This window comes from Halomonas sp. IOP_6, assembly GCF_021151565.1.
Lineage (GTDB): Bacteria > Pseudomonadota > Gammaproteobacteria > Pseudomonadales > Halomonadaceae > Vreelandella > Vreelandella alkaliphila.
Map to the genome: position 1 here is coordinate 515,313 of NZ_JAIRBO010000002.1, position 16,798 is coordinate 532,110.

Here is a 16,798-nt window from a genome sequence, read left to right on the forward strand (position 1 = left end):
TTCTTAGAGGTGTCTTTTGGCCGATGCACTGAATGCCTGGTGGGCTCAACAGCTTGTGCTGTGTGATTGGGCCTTTACGCCGCATCCGCTGACGGTGGATGCGGGAGCGGCCGAACAACGTCTGCTACAGCTGGGTATTGCACACCGTGGCGAGTTGGCTGATCAGCTCTTTTTTGCGCTGGATGCCCCAGCCGGTGAAGCTGATCGACTATTGGGGGCGCTAGAGTGGGCAGCGCTAGCAGGCGCGGCAGGCTGGCTGACACAATCTCAGGCGCAAACGTGGGCGCATCATATTACCCTTCGTATTACGTCTGACTACAGCGATCTGCGCGCTTGGCTTTCCGACCTGCGCCGAGCGCTTGGCGTGAAAGGGTGGGAAACCGGCGCGGATGATCGCTTTATTGACGCTTGTCAGGCGCTAGCGGATTTAGAAAGTGAAGGCGAAGGCATCACTTGGCAAGTTCTTGACGCCGCACTGGCACGATTACCTGAACCCCAGGCGCTATGGCCAGAGAGCCAATCAGCACAGCCGTGGCGTCTATGTGCGCTGTTTCGCTCTGTGCTCAGTTACCCGGCAAGTGCTGCTGACTGGCCAGACGCCCCCGAATGGCTAGCACGTATCTGGCAGGTTCATGATCGCGATCAGTTGCTTGAAGTGATGCTGTGGTTAAGCGCCCAGGGGGAGAGGCAGAGCTGGGATATCGAAGCCCGTGAACTGCTCACTATGGACCATGCTCAGCGCCAAGAGTGGCAGCGGGGTGCTGTTGCAGATGCCCCTTATGCACCGGTGTTGACTACATTCGTCAGCCAAGGTGAGCCACTGGAGTGGGCCGCTTGGGATTGGCTACGACTGGTTGAATTGGCGTGGGCGGGCGCTTGCTGTGGCTGGTTAAGCCAAGCGGAGGCTGATGATCTCGCAGCGCATGCGGCTGACTTAATAAGCCGTCGTTACCATGATTGGTACGCGGTGCTGAAAGCCTATATGCGAGGCCAAAGCTTGTTTGAAGGGGTCGATCGGCGTGGTATGACGCCGAGTACACGCCATAAGCTACTGACGCAGGCACCTCATAGTCCGTGGAAATGTCCACTAAGCTCGCTGCTGGATGAGCCAACGCTGAGTGCGTCTCGTGAACGTATTAAACATTGGAGAAATACTTCCCATCATTGGTTACTGGCCCTGGCCAGCGTGCGAGAACCTGATGTAATGCTGCGCCAGTTGAATCCATCAGCGCCTATTTCAGAGCAGCGCCGTGCCGAGGCGGCGGTCTACCTTCAGGATTCGTTAGACCTGCATGCTGATGAGGGACACCAAGCGTTGGTGCGCTATTGGCTACCGGCCCAGGCGCATCATCTTAATCAGCTTGCCGCAGACGCCGTTCATGGCGTTATGCCGCCATCGCAGACGCCGTTTGGTCAGCCTACGTCTGACGAGCTAAAGCAGCGTAATGCAGTAAAAGGGGTTAGCCGTCATGCTGCCACTATTCATATGGCAGAGAAGTTCGCGTTCTACTTACATATGGCGCTGGACAGCAGCCTCTTTGAGCGTGAACCACTGATGACGCATGCCAGCGCTTTGCGTAGTTGCCTGTGTCGCTTTTATGCCACACCAAAGCGTTTGCTTGAAGCATGGTTTGCCTGGGAAAGCTGCTTACCAGAGCCGGAGCACGATTCATTAATTAATGAAATTGCCTGGCACTTAGAGGATCCCGGCAGTCTTTTCCATTGGTTGAATTGGCATCCTGATGCGTGGTGTGAACCTGGTGAACGGCCAACGCTAAGTCATTTTACGGCCATGTCGCTGGTTGGGCCGCTTAATAGCGCTGTGTGGAGTGAGCCTCAAGTGGAAAGCCCTAGAGAGTGCGCTGATATCCGTGAATGGGTGGAAAGCCATTATCATCTGACCAGTGCCGATGACATGCAGGAATTTTTGACCTTCATGCTCGAGTCTGGGGATCGTCAGGAGTACCAGATTAACTATGCGCCCTACACACTTAATCCTGATCGCTTAGATGCCGAAATCGCTATTTTAGAGTCGGGCGATTGTGCCGAGGAGGAGCGCCATCATCTGCTTCGCTTGCGTCGGGTGCAAAGTAATGAAGATGGTTGTAACGATGTAGATATGGCTGCCTGGGACATTGCTCAATTAGTCGACCTCGCCATTGCGGCGCGCCAGCTTGGCTGGTTAGACCGGCAAGCGTTTGCCGACGTGTTGGATCGTGCTTATAAGCTGGCGGCTAATCACTATTCTGGCTGGCAAGAGTACTCCGCGGGAATGTACGCCGGTTTTTCGTTTTTTATGGGCGAAACACCTGAGCGAGAAAGCTTTCTGGCTGGGTTTCGGCAGGCGTTAGTCGCATGGTTGTGTGGCGCCCCTATACTGGCTGGTCCCTGGGCGAGCCTTGATTTTCCTGGTAATAAACCGCGCCACTTTGCGCCGCTACATATCGATACGTTACCGGGCGATCAGCGAATATTGCATTGAAGCTCGCCAAGCACAGGGTAATTAGCTTATAGTCCAGGGTTTGAAAAAAATGAGTTTTTTCATACTTCATTCCCATTAAATATTTTTATTGTTACGAGGTTAAGCGCATGGTTGCGTCACCACCCCCCGCTGTGACCGCTGTCCGTGTTGTAAGTGTTTGTGCTGTTGTCGCTGTTTTAACTGGTTGTGCGGGCTCTGCCTCACGCCAGGGCATGGAGCCACCCGAGAATTACTTCTCAATGGCGCTGCCGGGATTGGCAGAAGGTGAAAACCTCGCAATGTCCCCGGTCAGTAACGCCACTGGCCAACTGCGTAGCCTTCAGACGCCGCCACCTACGATCATTCGGCAAGCGCTTTTAGAGCAGCATCAGCGATGGGCGGGGACGCCGTACCGAATTGGCGGCACCTCGAAACAAGGCATTGATTGCTCTGCTCTGGTAAGAAATGTGTTTCGTGACACGTTTAATTTAGAGCTGCCACGCTCTACCTATGATCAAGTACATGAGGGACGCCCGATCGACCGCCAAGAGCTGCAGGCGGGCGATCTGGTCTTCTTCCGCCCCCCAGGTCGATACAACCATGTGGGCATTTATGTAGGGGATGGCCGCTTTTTACACGCGTCCTCTTCCAAAGGAGTCATGATCTCTCGTTTGGATAACAGCTACTGGCAGCGCTACTATTGGCAGTCCCGGCGCGCGCTAGAGCCGACCAATTTAGCCCAGCTTAGTAACCGCTATATGCCGTAAATGTCTGCTATCAGTTTTGCTTAGTGTGGACATCATATGATCGAGGCTAGAACGCGCGCCTGGTGGCGCGCGACTGCGGCTCTTTGCCTAGGGTCGTTCCTTGTTTTTATCAACTTATATGTCCCGCAACCGCTGCTACCCGGGCTGAAAGACACCTATGGGGTATCTACCTTAGGTGTTAGTTTTTTGATGTCCGCCTCCACGCTTTCCCTTGCTTTCGCGCTACTCGTATTTGGCCCCCTGTCTGATGCGATTGGTCGTGAGGCTATTATGCGCATCACGTTGCTATTAGCAGGCGGTCTCTCCCTCGCATTGGCGTTTGCACCTACGTTCGAAAGCTTATTATTGCTGCGTTTACTGCAGGGTTTTGTGCTGGGAGGATTGCCTGCCGTTGCGATTGCATGGATGGGGGATGAGTTTGAAAAGCCCGCTTTGCTCAGTGCGGTTGGTCTGTATATCGGCGCCAATTCGTTGGGTGGTATTAGCGGCCGAATTGTAGGCGGTGGGGCGGCGACCTTAGGTGGCCCCTCAGCGGCATTTTTAGCGGTGGGAATCATGACGGTAGTCGGGTGCGCGGTTTTTTGGCGACTGCTACCCAATAGTCGGGCCTTTACACCCAAGCGTTTTAAATTTCGCCAAGCGGCCGGTGATTTGCTCGGGCATCTGCGCACGCCGGTGCTGTTGGCGGCTTATTGCCTGGGCGGAATTAACTTTCTTATTTTTATCAATCAGTACAGCTATATCACGTTTCGTTTGGCTGGTGAGCCTTATCAATTAGCGGCTAGCAGCTTGGGGCTGATTTTCCTGACCTATCTGGGGGGGACGCTTGGCTCTACGCTATCAGGCCGATTAGCCGGACGTTTTTCACCCGCAAGCTGCATGAGCGTGGGCATCTTAATTTTGATGCTAGGAACGGCGGTAACGCTGGCCAATTCGCTGCCGCTGATTATTGTTGGTCTCACCATTAACGCGTTTGGGTTTTTCTTAGCACACTCCCTGGCCTCTAGCTGGGTGGGTCGCTATGCACAAGGTGCTAGGGGCAGTGCCTCAGCGCTGTACTTAGTATTTTACTATCTCGGGGCAAGTATTGGTGGATTCTGGCTAGAGCCATTTTGGCGTTGGGCGCAGTGGCAGGGCGTAGCGGTGGGGTCTTGGCTACTGCTTTGCGTCACGCTAATCATTAGCATTGGTTTATGGCGCTTCGAGCGTCGTGAACTGCGCTAAGCGTACCTTGGGCTAAATGGAGGCGTCGAGTACACAATCGCGCTAGCAGTGCCGCGTCATGGCTGATCACTAACACGCCAAGTTGGTGGCGGTCGGCAACTTTTCTTATTGCCTGCCATAGCTCCACTTGGGTGATGGGATCGAGCATGGTTGAGATTTCATCAGCGATCAGATAGCGCACACCAGGGGCTAACGCCCGCAATACGCATACCCGCTGTAATTCTCCGCCAGATAAGGTACTTGGAAAACGCGATAGCCAATCAGGTTGGATGCCAAAGTCCTGTATTAATGATTCGGAAGGGCACCATGCCTCGCAGAGTACTTTCTTTACTCGCCAACGTGGGTTGACGGCAAGCTCCGGTGATTGCGGCAGCCACTGTACCGGCCGCAGTCCACGAGAGGGGAATGGGTTACCGTCGCTATAAATCGCCCCCTGTTGTGGCCGCAGTAAGCCAGCCAAGAGTTTTCCCAGCGTAGATTTGCCTGCCCCTGAGTCACCGCTTAGCCCCAGCCATTCTCCCCGTTCAAGTGATAGCGAAAGTTGCGTTAATAGAGGTGCTTGAGAACGGAAGCCAAAGGTGATTTTTCGCGCATCAAGCAATGGTTGGCTCCTTAGGCGGGGCGATGGCATCAGCATGGGTGGCGCTTTCGTTAGCACGCACCTGATTACTAAAGGTGTTGTCGGGTAGCGCATTCCATAGCGCGCAGGCATAGGTGCTTTTAAGCTGTTCCCCATTGCCTTGAAAGGCAATGGCAGGGGTAGCTTCAATGCACTTTCCCTGGCGCAGTATCGTTACATGGTCGGCTATAGGTAATGCATGGCGCAAATCGTGAGTAATTAGCATGATGGCCTTCCCCTCAAGCGCGAGCGCCTTTAGAGAGGCCAATACACGATCGCGCTGTTGAGGGTCCAAACCTACGCTTGGTTCGTCGGCAATAATCAGGCTAGCGTTACCTATTTGGGCCATGGCGGCTAAAACACGCCGCGCCATGCCGCCTGAAAGCTGGTGGGGGTATGCCCGCTGGGCGTGATGATTGAGCTGATAATGATTTAGTGCGCGCTCTGCGCTGCGCCAAGCGACGATTTTGCTTTGCCCTGCCCGGCGAGCTGCCCAGCTGACTTGGCGTTGACTACTCGCGAGAGGGTCTAGGGCATTGAGCGATTGCGGAATGAGGGCCAACTGGCGGCCTCTTAGCTGGCGCTGGCGCTCAGTGGTCAATGGCGCATCTTTAAAAAATAGCTGACCACTGGTTTTTGCCGCTTCCGGCAGTAATCCCATAATTGTGTAAGCTAGCAGGCTTTTTCCGGCGCCAGATGCACCAATGACGGCATGTACTTCACCAGGTTGTATGCTTAACGACAGGTTATCAATGCAGGTGGTCCACTCTCGTCGCCACCAGTGCTTGTAGTAGGGCAATTGCAGCATCAGGTTCTCTATATTCAGCATACTAGCTTCCTCCCGTTATAGAGCGCGACGCAATTGCACCGCTAAACGATCAATCGATAGCACCATCAGCAGTAGCCCTAGGCCTGGGAATACCCCTAACCACCAAAAGCCCCCGGTTAAGTAGCGCATGGCATCGGCGAGTAATACCCCGATAGCGGGTTGGGTTGGGTCTAAACCTACGCCCAGAAAAGTCAGAGCGGCTTCATGCAGAATGGCGTGAGGAAACAACAACAGCGCGCCAACAATGCACTGGGGAATTAAATGGGGGAGTAAGTGGTGTACTAAAATAAAACGGCGGCTTTTTCCTAGTGCCTGGGAAATAGCGACATAGGGAGCATGGCGTAATGAAAAGAGTTCCGCCCGCAGTATCCTAGCTAAACTTGGCCAATGGGTAAGCGCCACGGCAATAATCACTGCCTGTGTACCACCACCTAAAGCAAAGGCTAACAGTAGTAGCAATATCAGATGCGGTACGCTTAGCAGTGTGTCAATCAGCAGGCTAACGAGAGCATCTAACGTGGTTGAAAGTGTGGCTAACGTCGCTAGTGTCAACGCAATGAGTGTGCCGAGTAGCGCAGCGCTTAGCCCTACCCAAAAGCTGAGTCTTAACCCAGCCAGTGTTCGCGACCATAGCTCGCGTCCCAAAGCGTCGGTGCCCAGCCAATGGCTGGTGCTCGGTGGCATAAGGCGCGCATCAAACTGCATTTGTGCCGCGCTATGACCTGCCCACCATGGGCTACTTATCAGCAAAACCAACACTATGAGTAGAAGGCCAATATAGCCAGCGGCGGCTAAGCGTGGTTGGATCATCCTCATGGCTGTTCCTGTGCCATGCGTGGGTCGATAAGTGGATACAGGCTATCTGCGATCAGATTGCCGACACTGACAAACAGCGCGGTAAACAACGCTATCCCAAGCAGTAGGGGAACATCGCTACGTAACCCTGCTTCAACAGTGGCTTGTCCAAGGCCGGGGTAGGCAAATACCTGCTCAATTAGTATTGAGCCGCCAAACAACTCTCCCAGCGAAGCAAAAGCGAGCGTTAGTGCCGGGAGGCTGGCATGACGTAGGCCATGACGCCAGGCGATATCTGATCGGCTGGCTCCTTGGGCAAAAGCGTGAAGGGCGATGTCGGAGTTCATCAGCGTTATCATGCGTGCGCGGGTGTGAAGGGTGATTGTGGCGATGCCTAGCAGGGCCAGTGTCGTCATTGGTAGTACTAAGTGGTGCAATCGAGTCAGCATGCTAACGTCTTGGTTGAGTACGCCCACCGGTCCGGCGCAGCAGGTCGGGGTCCAGCCGAGATAAACGGAAAACATTAGTACAGCCAGCATGCCAAGCCAAAAAGCAGGCGTTGAGGCGGTGACATAGGCGTAGCCACTAATCATCCGGTCGAGTGGTGAGCCTTCTTTCGCACCGGCGATGACGCCCAGCGCAAAGCCGACAAGCAACGACATTAGCCAAGCGCTACCCAGCAAGATAAAAGAGCGTTGGAAACGCTGACTGATAACCTCGCTAACCGGTTGATTGTAGATATGGCTCCAGCCTAACTCGCCACTTAGCAATTGGCTTAGCCAATGACCAAACTGAACGGCAGGCGAGGCATCAAAGCCCCACCTTTCTGCGATCAGGGCGCGCTGTTCGGGGCTTACCTGTGCCATTTGGGGGCCAAGATAGGCATCCACAGGGTCAATAGGCGAAAGCATGACTAACCCAAACGTCACCATCGCGACGCACAGCAATACCAATGCTAGCCGTACTAAGCGGCTTGCCAGGATCTTAATCAATCGCACGTCCAGCGCCATTCAAGCAGGTTGGCGGTAATTGGCCAGCCGTGGCCGTGAGGCGCAATGCCTAATTCCCCAAGGTCCAGGCAGGTATTGGCTGCATATACATGGGCTAGGTTAACCATCCATGCCCAGCTAGTATCTCCCCTAAAGCCATAGCCCGTATTGCCATCCCACTGGGCGGCTTGCCAGTGGCGGTTCGCTTCTTCTGCCCCTGCGGCCGCTTGAGCGGCTTCTAGGTGGTTATCCACTGTCGCGTTTGAGTAATAGCCACTGTTATAGAAGCCAAACCCCGCGTGCTGGCTATGAAACAGGTAGTACACCTCTTGTGGGCTGTGACTGCCAAAGCCGAAGACGATGGCGTCTTGGTGCAGTGCTTCACGCTGTATTTCGTCCCAGTGACGGCCTGTCGGCTGCATCTCAATGCCCAGGGGGCGTACCATCTCGGCGCTTACCTGGGCGAGCAGTTGGCGAGTGGTGTCGCTGGCAGGGTAGGTCAAGCGAAAACGGGCGGGCTGGCCGTTTTTATAGCGTAGCCCGTCGGCATGGCGCTCCCAGCCTGCTGCATCGAGTAGCGCATTGGCACGGTCGCTGTCGGGCGCTGCAAAGGCTTCGTCATCCAGGCTCCAGGGTAGCCCATCAGCTGGGCCAAAGGCGGGGCGTCCAAAACCATTTAGGGCGACGTCAACGAGTGTGTTTCGATCAAGGGCAAGATTAACCGCCCGGCGTATCGCACTATCGGCAGTAACATCGTTACCGATAGGCGCACCAGACGCGGCCTGCTCGCCCGTGGCAGGCTGCATAGGAAACAGAATACCTCGATTATCGACGCTTTCCATTACGATGCGCTGCATATCGCTTGGTAGGTTGGTGGCGAGTGCTGGTGGCACAGCGGCAAGGTCGAGCTGCCCAGCATGGGCCGCGCTTAACGTGGACTCTTCGCCAGTAAATACAAACACCAGTCGTTCAAAGGCCGGTATGGGGCCATGGAAATAGGGGTTCCGCTCTACAATTAGTTGCTCGCCCTCTTGCCATTCGACTAGCCGATAAGGGCCTGAGCCCAGCGGTTGTCTACCGTACCCTTCGCGATAACCATTTTCTCTGTTAGCGTCAGGAACGATACCAAGCGTCATTAACTGATCGATAAAGGTAATCCGCGGCGCGTTTAAAGACAGTTCCACGGTAGTGTTATCGATGGCGCTGGCGTTGTTCAGTGCGCTTAAATCGGCCCGGCCACCGGCTTGTTTTGCGGCATTAAAGGTGTAGGCAACATCCTTGGCAGTCAACGGTGTGCCGTCACTAAAGCGAGCGTCATCGCGCAGAGTGAGTATCCAGGTGAGTCGATCTTCTGACAGTGTCCATGCCGTTGCTAAGCCGGCTTCTGGTGTAAGGTCACGTCCGCGGGTTAGCAACGTCGATTGAAAAAGCGGACTACCGTACTGGCCCCATCCAAGCAGTGGGTCGAATCCCTGCTCGGGCTCTCCGCCGATTGCCAACACCAATTGCTCTTTGCTGATGGCGGGGGAGCTAAACGCGACGCACGTAGCCGCCAGACCCAGTAAGATAGTACGACGCATGAGGCACCCCAGAAACCAACCGTATGATGTTTTTACAATAACATCATACTATAAGGGCTGGAAGTCACGGCAGCACCGCGCTTGCGGCGTTAGTTTAGGAGAGAATATGCAACGGGTAACGGTAACGCTGGATGAGGAACTGCTGAGCGAGGTCGATGCATTGATGCATGCGCGCGGCTACCAAAACCGCTCAGAAGCGATACGCGATTTAACACGCAGTGGGTTAAAGCAGGCCAACGAGGAGGTTACGCCCGAAGCGTCGTGTATGGGCGCGCTTGTCTATGTGTACGATCATGCGGCGCGAGACTTATCGAAACGCTTAACCCGACACTCTCATGATCATCATGATCTAACGCTATCGACGCTTCATGTGCATATTAATCATGATAGCTGTCTGGAAGTGGCGTTATTAAAGGGGCAGGGCAGCGCGTTGAAGCAGTTTTCTGATGAAGTGACTTCATCACGTAGCGTGCGCTATGGGCAGTTAGTGATTATCCCTGAGGAGTAAAGTGGGGGGGGGGCGCTCATTAAAAAGGGCAGCCCAAGGCCGCCCCTATAAGCACGCGTTAAGCAACTTAGTGCTCTACGCCGCCTTCGCCGTGCACATGACCGTGCTCGACTTCTTCCTGGCTTGCTTCACGAACGGTTGCAATCTCAACGTCGAAGTTAAGATGTTGGCCAGCCAGCGGGTGGTTGCCATCAACTACAACTGTGTCGCCTTCAACTTTCTTGACGGTAACCATCAGCGGGCCGCCTTGAGTCTGGGCTTGGAACTGCATGCCCGGCTCAATGCTTTCAACGCCTTGGAACGCATCGCGAGGTACTTCTTGCATCAGCTGTTCTTGAACTTCACCGTAGCCCTCTTCTGGGGTTACTTTTACGTTCAGCTTATCGCCTTCGGCACGGCCTTCGAGCTCTTTTTCCAGACCCGGAATAATGTTGCCAGCGCCGTGTAGATACGTCAGCGGCTCACGGCCTTCGGAACTGTCTAGCACTTCACCTGCATCATTGGTCAGGGTGTAGTGGAACGCGACAACCGAGTTTTGCGCAATTTGCATTTAATAACCTTTCGGTGAGTGCATGTCCCAACATGGTAACGCGTGAGAGCTTGCTTGTCAGGGGGTAAACAGGCTTTTTCCTCCTCCCACTCCTTTGGCGCTATTGCGCCACGGGGTAACCGGGGATACCCTACGACAACTTCTTTTCCCCCTTTAGACAACATTCACTGGAGCTGGTTATGACGATCTTCTTGATTTGGGTTATCGCCTTTGTGCTAATTGCCTACTTTGCGAACAAACGCTGGGATAGCAGTGTCAGTCAGGGGCTGGATAAAATGCTGCCTGAGGTATTAAAAACACATGGCGACAACCGCTATTTATGGGTGGCAGCATTAGCCGTGTTGGGTGCTACAACGTTGATTCGTCCAGTCGATATTCTTCTGGTCGTTATCCTGTTGACCATTATTGGTTTGGTAATCGCAAAGCTGGCAAGCTGGGCGAGCAATAAAGTAGCTCACTAACTTATGCCTTGTTAGCCATTAACGAAGGCGACAAAAATGCCCGACCAAGTAGGCTTGGTCGGGCATTTTTCTATTACGGCGCTACCTGTGTTACTGGCTAGGAAGCGTTTGGTAAGACGAACTTAGTAAGGAGCTACGCTTAAGTTAGCGCCGCTACCGATCAGGCGAACACGCTGGCCTGCTTGATATTGACGGTCTGCGCTTTGAACCACGATCACATCTGTGCCGTCGTCGCGACGAATTTCCATTTCCAACGCATTAATGCGGTTAGCGCGGTCTTCTGCTGCGGTACCGGCAATTGCGCCACCTAATGCGCCTGCAACGGTTGCTAGTTGACGACCAGAGCCACCACCAACTTGACTACCCAGCAGGCCGCCGATGACAGCACCGCCACCGCCGCCCAACAGGTTGCCTGTACGGCTGTCTGCCTGGATTTGTACAGGACGGACCGCCACGATGGTGCCATAGGTCACGCTTTGGCCTGTTTGCGCTTGATTGCCACGGTATACATCACCTGAATAAGGCGCAGTGTTGGCACAACCTGCCAGCGTGAGAATGCTCAATGCTGCAATAGGTAGTAAACGTTTCATTCAAACCTCCAGTGTGTCTTGACCCGCATGGCTGCTAAGCCGCAACGGGGGTAATACGTAAGCTAGTTATAGAACAGCGTTCGCCAAAGATAACCTAAGCGACTAGTTTTGACTAGCCATCAACAGGAAAGATCATGGATTAAAGTGTAGACAAGTATTAAGAAAGCAATGTGTAAAAGTGACTACGATGCTTGATCAGGAGAGGGATGTTGTAAGGCTAGCTTATAAAAAAACAGGGAGCCTAAGCCCCCTGTTGTGTCGTGCTAATTAAATGATTAGCCGAACTGGTTCATGGTGTTGTCTTTACCACCGGCTTTAAGTGCCGCGTCGCCGTGGAAAAACTCTTTATGGTCGTCGCCAATATTAGAGCCAGCCATGTCCTGGTGTCTTACGGTAGCGATGCCTTGACGAATCTCCTGACGCTGTACCCCTGCGACGTAGGCCAGCATGCCTTCATCACCGAAGTAGCCTTTAGCCAGGTTGTCAGTCGATAGTGCCGCTGTGTGGTAAGTTGGCAGCGTGATCAGGTGGTGGAAAATACCGGCTTCACGAGCGCCATCGCGTTGGAAGTTACGTGTCCACTCATCCGCTAGCTGACCAAGCTCAGTGTTGTCGTATTCAACACCCATTAGCTTGTCACGCTGGTAAGCGGAAACATCTTTGCCTTCTTTTTCCCAGGCATCAAATACTTGCTGGCGGAAGTTCAACGTCCAGTTAAATGACGGTGAGTTGTTGTAAACCAGCTTGGCGTCGGGCACGACGGCGCGGATGCGGTTAACCATGCTGGCAATTTGGCCGACGTGGGGCTTCTCGGTCTCAATCCACAGCAGGTCAGCACCGTTTTGCAGGCTGGTGATACAGTCAAGCACAACGCGGTCTTCGCCGGTGCCCGGTTTGAACTGGTAGAGGCCTGACGCTAAACGCTTCGGCTTAACAAGCTTACCGTTTTGTTTGATAACCACATCACCATTGTTGATGTCGCCAGCATTTTCGATGACATCGCCATCTAAGAAGCTGTTGTACTGGTCGCCTAGATCGCCAGGTTCGTTAGTCACTGCGATTTTCTGGGTTAAGCCTGCACCTAATGAGTCGGTGCGCGCCACGATAACGCCATCTTCGATGCCGAGCTCAAGGAAGGCATAACGCACAGCATTGATTTTTGCCAGGAAGTCTTCGTGGGGAACGGTGACTTTACCATCCTGGTGGCCACACTGCTTCTCATCGGAAACTTGGTTTTCAAGCTGGATACAGCAAGCGCCCGCTTGGATGAATTTCTTGGCCAGCAGGTAAGTCGCTTCAGCGTTACCAAAACCGGCATCGATATCAGCAATGATCGGTACGATATGCGTCTCGTAGTTATCGATCTTGCTGATTAGCTCTTGCTCTTGAGCGCTGTCGCCTGCTTCTTTGGCCTCATCCAAGGCACGGAACAGGTGGTTAAGTTCCCAAGCATCTGCCTGCTTCAGGAAGGTGTACAGCTCTTCGATCAGATCAGCGACCGATGTTTTTTCATGCATGGACTGATCGGGCAGTGGGCCGAACTCGGAGCGTAAGGCGGCTACCATCCAGCCTGACAGGTAGAGGTAACTGCGCTTAGTCGTGCCAAAGTGCTTTTTAATGGAAATCAGTTTTTGTTGGCCAATAAAACCGTGCCAGCACCCCAGAGACTGCGTGTACTTAGACGTATCAGCGTCGTAGGCCGCCATATCGTCACGCATAATTTTTGCAGTGTAGCGTGCAATATCCAAACCGGTATGAAAACGGTTCTGAGCACGCATGCGTGCAGCGTATTCAGGTTTGATCGCTTCCCATTTGCCGCCTTGAGCTTCGCGCAGTTGGGCCATTGCTTTGATATCGTCGAGCAGTCCTGACATAAGCTGTTTCCTCCAGGGTCATGATAGCTATTTCGCAAGTTAGCTTATTCTTATGCTGCACCTGCGAAGATGTGTTCAGCATTATCGAAATTTAACGCGCTGTCTCTACGCCAATTGTCTCTGAGCAAAACGTCTCTTAGTCAAACGTCGCATCGGAGAGTGATCATTGTGGAGACGCTTATTTAAACGTCGGTTACAGCGTTTCCTGTTTGGCTAAATTCGATGTTTCGCCATAACGCTGCGGTGCAATAACTATCAACGAGAACGGCAGGTTCAACAATTGTCACTTGGGGGCAGAAGGGGTTGTAGTTCAACTACAGGAGCGTACTGAAACGCTCTGTTTGTGTAGTCGTTTTTCGTCAGGTGGGCTGAAAATGGAGCAAAAAAAAGCGCCACATAGCAGTGGCGCTCTCATTGATTGATCACAATCGTAGTCAAAAAAAAGCGACTACAGCGTTAGCAGCATTTCCCGGTGAGGTATTCCGGCATCCATAAAGGTGCCACCATGCGCCACAAATCCCAAGCGTTGGTAAAAGGCGAGGGCGTGCAATTGAGCGCTCAGCGCTACATGGGTATGGCCTGCTTCTCGAGCAGCCTGAATGGCTGCTTCCATGAGTTGATAGCCAATGCCAGCGCCACGCGCGCTATCGAGTACCGCGACGCGCCCAATATGGCCGTCGGGCAGCAGTCGCGCAGTCCCCACTGGCTGATCCTCAAGATAGGCAATGAAGTGGCTGCACTCCTCGTCACGGCCATCCCACTCCTCCTCTTGAGGCACGCACTGCTCTTCGATAAACACCACGCGGCGGATCTCGGAAGCTATATCCTTTAGCGTACTCCAATCACCGTTAATAATGGTTGTCGTCGACACCGCTAGCTACTCCTCATCATCCTCTTCGCCCATAAAGCCTAGGCTTCCGGTGTTTACTAACTGTGTTATCAGCGCTGCTGCCCCATCAATGGCAAGTACGTCTTCATACATAGGCGATGGGTCGGCAAGCCGCTTGGCTAACTCAGTTGAACAGGAGTGTCCGTCGCCGTCGACAAAGAGCGTGGTGCCGTTGGCATCGCTTCGCCAAGCAACGCGGGAACCCGGCATATGAAACAGTGGTTCACCGTGTTGTAGTTGCGCAACAAGGTCAGCTTCCGTCATTGGCTCTTCAAGGGGCGCTACTTGGTCAATGTATTTCGGTTGGGTCATGACGCGACCAAACCACTGGGCTATTTGCTCAGGATTGTCCAAGGTGGAGAGTACAAACTGGCGCATACGTTCAACGGCCGCATCATCTAGTTCACCCACTTGGCTTGCGGGAGACATGCCCGCATCGCTATAGCGGTGGGAGTCAGAAAGCTGCTCTCCTAGATAGTCGGCGTAGGATGTGATGGCTTCATCCGCTGATGGTGCCCTAAACCCTACCGAAACAGTCATGCAATCGTCGGTTTGACTAACGCCGTGGTGCGCCCAACCAGGGGGGAGATACAGCATATCGCCCGGTGATAGCGTCCAGTCAGAGTCAGCTTCAATCTCAAAGGTTTCAAGAATACGTAGATCGATACCTTGGATAATGGGCGCGTTGTCTGGCTGCTTACCGCCTAGTTGCCAGCGCCGGTGGCCGCTAGCCTGTAACAGGAAAACATCGTATTGGTCGATATGTGGGCCGACGCTACCACCGGGCGGCGCATAGCTGACCATGATGTCGTCTAACCGCCAACGGGGAAGGAAGTCAAATTCATCCATTAGTGCAGCGATAGACGGTACATAGTGATCGACGGCTTGAACCAGGAGGCTCCAGTTGCCTTCCGGCAAGCGCTCAAAGGTTGCGTCGTCAAACGGGCCGTGGGAAACCTGCCAGGGACCATCAGGCCCGTTTTCTTCCACAAGGCGCGCTTCTACACCGGGTTCGCAGGCAAGCCCGGCTAGCTCATCGGGGTCGATGGGGCTAATAAAGTCGGGGATAGCGCCACGAATCAGCAGCGGCTTCTGCTGCCAGTAATTGGCCAAGAAGTCTTCGGGCGTTAAATCGCCCAGCAATGTGAGTGGCTTATCGTGTTGGCTCATGGCGTTATCCTAGTTCAAATGAGCGCTGCGCCTTACTAAGGGCGCAGTGCGTCGTTTAGAGTGCAGCAAGCCGCTGGTTAAGTGCTTCGGCTTGAGCCTTCGCATTACCAATATAGCTGGCAGGAGAGAGGGCTTTCAGCTCATTTTTAACCGACTCGGGTAGTTCAAGCGTATCGATAAAGGCAGCAAAGCCTGCTTGGTCAATACGTTTGCCGCGGGTTAATTCTTTAAGCTTTTCGTAGGGCTTTTCGATGCCATAGCGACGCATGACCGTTTGAATTGGCTCAGCCAGTACTTCCCAGCTGTTATCCAGGTCTTCAGCTAGGCGCTCAGGATTTGCTTCAAGCTTGCTGATACCCTTGAGGCTAGCGTGATAGCCAATCAGGCCGTAAGCCAAGCCAACGCCTAGGTTGCGCAACACAGTGGAATCCGTCAGGTCGCGCTGCCAGCGTGAAATCGGTAGTTTCTGGGCCAAGTGATTAAGCACGGCATTGGCCAGCCCAAGGTTGCCTTCCGAGTTTTCAAAGTCAATTGGGTTAACTTTATGCGGCATGGTCGATGAGCCAATTTCGCCTTCGACGGTGCGCTGCTTAAAGTAGCCCAGCGAAATATAGCCCCATACGTCGCGATCAAAGTCGATCAAAATAGTGTTGAAGCGGCAAACTGCATCGAAAAGCTCGGCAATGTAGTCGTGGGGCTCAATCTGTGTGGTGTAGGGGTTGAAGCTTAGTCCTAAGCCTTCCACAAAGGTGCGTGCGTTGGCTTCCCAGTCAATGTCTGGGTAGGTCGTCAGGTGGGCGTTGTAATTGCCCACAGCACCGTTAATTTTACCCAGAATCTCAACGCGTTCGATTTGCTTGAGCTGGCGCTTAAGCCGGTAGGCCACGTTGGCCATTTCCTTGCCTAGCGTTGTGGGGCTGGCGGTTTGTCCATGGGTGCGTGAAAGCATCGGTTGAGCTGCATGCGCAATGGCCAATTTGGCAATCTCATCGGCGACTTCATGCAGGGTGGGCAGAATGGCCTTTAGCCCATCTGCCAGCATAACGCCGTAGGAAAGATTGTTGATGTCTTCGCTGGTGCAAGCGAAGTGAATAAATTCAGTGACCGCGTTGAGTTCGGGCTGCCCCGCAATCTTCTCTTTCAAGAAATACTCAACCGCTTTGACATCGTGGTTGGTGGTGCGCTCTATTTCTTTAATGCGTTCGGCATCTTCGACAGAAAAGTCACGAATCAACTGCTCAAGAAAAGCCGTCGCTTCGACTGACAGCGGCGGTACTTCGACAATTTGGCTGTGGTCCGCAAGGCGCTGCAGCCAGCGCACTTCCACAATCACGCGAGCACGGATAAGACCGAATTCGCTGAAGTGCTCCCGTAGTGCGGCGGCTTTTGCGCCGTAGCGTCCGTCAACGGGGGAGAGGGCGGTCAAAGCAGAGAGTTGCATGGCTTGGTTTCCAAGGTGGTCTGAAGTCAATGGTTCGAACAGCAATATGTC

16 protein-coding genes are annotated in these 16,798 nt (G+C 53.6%); 5 read left to right on the forward strand and 11 right to left on the reverse strand.

Features of this window, described 5'->3' with window-relative positions; genetic code table 11:
• Window positions 1–16: 16 nt before the first annotated feature.
• The 3 genes from K7H08_RS05880 (at window position 17) to K7H08_RS05890 (ending at window position 4,452) form a co-directional block, all read left to right on the forward strand.
• Window positions 17–2,482 carry a DUF1266 domain-containing protein gene (locus K7H08_RS05880; protein WP_231657446.1) on the forward strand — a complete coding sequence of 822 codons (2,466 nt, stop codon included), beginning with the start codon at window positions 17–19 and terminating at the stop codon, window positions 2,480–2,482.
• 107 nt (window positions 2,483–2,589) lie between these two features.
• The gene (locus K7H08_RS05885) at window positions 2,590–3,228 is read left to right on the forward strand and encodes a C40 family peptidase (RefSeq protein WP_231657447.1); all 639 of its coding nucleotides are present in this window, start codon (window positions 2,590–2,592) and stop codon (window positions 3,226–3,228) included.
• A gap of 36 nt (window positions 3,229–3,264) precedes the next feature.
• On the forward strand, window positions 3,265–4,452 hold the full coding sequence (locus K7H08_RS05890) for an MFS transporter (RefSeq protein WP_231657448.1): 1,188 nt from the start codon (window positions 3,265–3,267) through the stop codon (window positions 4,450–4,452).
• Here K7H08_RS05890 and K7H08_RS05895 read toward each other — a convergent pair.
• Genes K7H08_RS05895 through K7H08_RS05915 form a run of 5 tightly spaced genes read right to left on the reverse strand, consistent with a single transcriptional unit; the run spans window position 4,409 to window position 9,264 of the window.
• Window positions 4,409–5,053, reverse strand: coding sequence for an ABC transporter ATP-binding protein (locus tag K7H08_RS05895; protein ID WP_231657449.1), 645 nt, complete (start codon window positions 5,051–5,053; stop codon window positions 4,409–4,411). The two genes, K7H08_RS05890 and K7H08_RS05895, sit on opposite strands and share 44 nt — an antisense overlap.
• On the reverse strand, window positions 5,046–5,900 hold the full coding sequence (locus K7H08_RS05900) for an ATP-binding cassette domain-containing protein (RefSeq protein WP_231657450.1): 855 nt from the start codon (window positions 5,898–5,900) through the stop codon (window positions 5,046–5,048). Before K7H08_RS05900 ends, K7H08_RS05895 begins: the two co-directional genes overlap by 8 nt.
• Before the next feature lie 15 nt (window positions 5,901–5,915).
• Window positions 5,916–6,716 carry an ABC transporter permease gene (locus K7H08_RS05905; protein ID WP_095602368.1) on the reverse strand — a complete coding sequence of 267 codons (801 nt, stop codon included), beginning with the start codon at window positions 6,714–6,716 and terminating at the stop codon, window positions 5,916–5,918.
• Window positions 6,713–7,693, reverse strand: a complete 981-nt coding sequence (locus K7H08_RS05910) for an ABC transporter permease (protein ID WP_231657451.1) — start codon at window positions 7,691–7,693, stop codon at window positions 6,713–6,715. Before K7H08_RS05910 ends, K7H08_RS05905 begins: the two co-directional genes overlap by 4 nt.
• A complete protein-coding gene (locus tag K7H08_RS05915; RefSeq protein ID WP_231657452.1) occupies window positions 7,684–9,264 on the reverse strand; it encodes an ABC transporter substrate-binding protein in 1,581 nt (526 codons plus the stop codon). Before K7H08_RS05915 ends, K7H08_RS05910 begins: the two co-directional genes overlap by 10 nt.
• A 106-nt stretch (window positions 9,265–9,370) precedes the next feature.
• On the opposite strand from K7H08_RS05915, the gene nikR reads away from it, so the two are divergent.
• A complete protein-coding gene (nikR, locus tag K7H08_RS05920; protein ID WP_231657453.1) occupies window positions 9,371–9,772 on the forward strand; it encodes a nickel-responsive transcriptional regulator NikR in 402 nt (133 codons plus the stop codon).
• A 67-nt stretch (window positions 9,773–9,839) separates the two neighbouring features.
• Here nikR and K7H08_RS05925 read toward each other — a convergent pair whose 3' ends face one another.
• Complete coding sequence (locus tag K7H08_RS05925; RefSeq protein ID WP_009722554.1) at window positions 9,840–10,322, reverse strand: FKBP-type peptidyl-prolyl cis-trans isomerase; 483 nt, start codon at window positions 10,320–10,322, stop codon at window positions 9,840–9,842.
• Window positions 10,323–10,501: 179 nt separating this feature from the next.
• On the opposite strand from K7H08_RS05925, the gene K7H08_RS05930 reads away from it, so the two are divergent.
• The gene (locus tag K7H08_RS05930; protein WP_193061612.1) at window positions 10,502–10,783 is read left to right on the forward strand and encodes a hypothetical protein; all 282 of its coding nucleotides are present in this window, start codon (window positions 10,502–10,504) and stop codon (window positions 10,781–10,783) included.
• A 122-nt stretch (window positions 10,784–10,905) separates the two neighbouring features.
• Here the strand turns inward: K7H08_RS05930 and K7H08_RS05935 are convergent, their stop codons facing one another.
• From K7H08_RS05935 to purB, 5 genes are all read right to left on the reverse strand, one after another.
• Complete coding sequence (locus K7H08_RS05935) at window positions 10,906–11,373, reverse strand: glycine zipper 2TM domain-containing protein (RefSeq protein WP_030070161.1); 468 nt, start codon at window positions 11,371–11,373, stop codon at window positions 10,906–10,908.
• Between the two features lie 275 nt (window positions 11,374–11,648).
• Complete coding sequence (locus K7H08_RS05940; protein ID WP_038482507.1) at window positions 11,649–13,247, reverse strand: isocitrate lyase; 1,599 nt, start codon at window positions 13,245–13,247, stop codon at window positions 11,649–11,651.
• Window positions 13,248–13,695: 448 nt separating this feature from the next.
• Window positions 13,696–14,118 carry a GNAT family N-acetyltransferase gene (locus tag K7H08_RS05945; RefSeq protein WP_231657454.1) on the reverse strand — a complete coding sequence of 141 codons (423 nt, stop codon included), beginning with the start codon at window positions 14,116–14,118 and terminating at the stop codon, window positions 13,696–13,698.
• A 6-nt stretch (window positions 14,119–14,124) separates the two neighbouring features.
• Entirely contained in the window at window positions 14,125–15,306 is a 1,182-nt protein-coding gene (locus tag K7H08_RS05950; RefSeq protein WP_038482513.1) for a cupin domain-containing protein, read from the reverse strand.
• 55 nt (window positions 15,307–15,361) lie between these two features.
• On the reverse strand, window positions 15,362–16,747 hold the full coding sequence (gene purB / locus K7H08_RS05955) for an adenylosuccinate lyase (protein ID WP_231657455.1): 1,386 nt from the start codon (window positions 16,745–16,747) through the stop codon (window positions 15,362–15,364).
• Window positions 16,748–16,798 lie beyond the last annotated feature (51 nt).

Excerpts from the sequence above, each read along its gene's own strand:
- K7H08_RS05935 (WP_030070161.1), bottom strand. The coding sequence starts at position 11,373 with ATGAAACGTTTACTACCTATTGCAGCATTGAGCATTCTCACGCTGGCA.
- K7H08_RS05885 (WP_231657447.1), top strand. The coding sequence starts at position 2,590 with ATGGTTGCGTCACCACCCCCCGCTGTGACCGCTGTCCGTGTTGTAAGT.
- K7H08_RS05890 (WP_231657448.1), top strand. The coding sequence starts at position 3,265 with ATGATCGAGGCTAGAACGCGCGCCTGGTGGCGCGCGACTGCGGCTCTT.
- nikR (WP_231657453.1), top strand. The coding sequence starts at position 9,371 with ATGCAACGGGTAACGGTAACGCTGGATGAGGAACTGCTGAGCGAGGTC.
- K7H08_RS05930 (WP_193061612.1), top strand. The coding sequence starts at position 10,502 with ATGACGATCTTCTTGATTTGGGTTATCGCCTTTGTGCTAATTGCCTAC.
- purB (WP_231657455.1), bottom strand. The coding sequence starts at position 16,747 with ATGCAACTCTCTGCTTTGACCGCCCTCTCCCCCGTTGACGGACGCTAC.
- K7H08_RS05925 (WP_009722554.1), bottom strand. The coding sequence starts at position 10,322 with ATGCAAATTGCGCAAAACTCGGTTGTCGCGTTCCACTACACCCTGACC.
- K7H08_RS05905 (WP_095602368.1), bottom strand. The coding sequence starts at position 6,716 with ATGAGGATGATCCAACCACGCTTAGCCGCCGCTGGCTATATTGGCCTT.
- K7H08_RS05950 (WP_038482513.1), bottom strand. The coding sequence starts at position 15,306 with ATGAGCCAACACGATAAGCCACTCACATTGCTGGGCGATTTAACGCCC.
- K7H08_RS05940 (WP_038482507.1), bottom strand. The coding sequence starts at position 13,247 with ATGTCAGGACTGCTCGACGATATCAAAGCAATGGCCCAACTGCGCGAA.
- K7H08_RS05900 (WP_231657450.1), bottom strand. The coding sequence starts at position 5,900 with ATGCTGAATATAGAGAACCTGATGCTGCAATTGCCCTACTACAAGCAC.
- K7H08_RS05915 (WP_231657452.1), bottom strand. The coding sequence starts at position 9,264 with ATGCGTCGTACTATCTTACTGGGTCTGGCGGCTACGTGCGTCGCGTTT.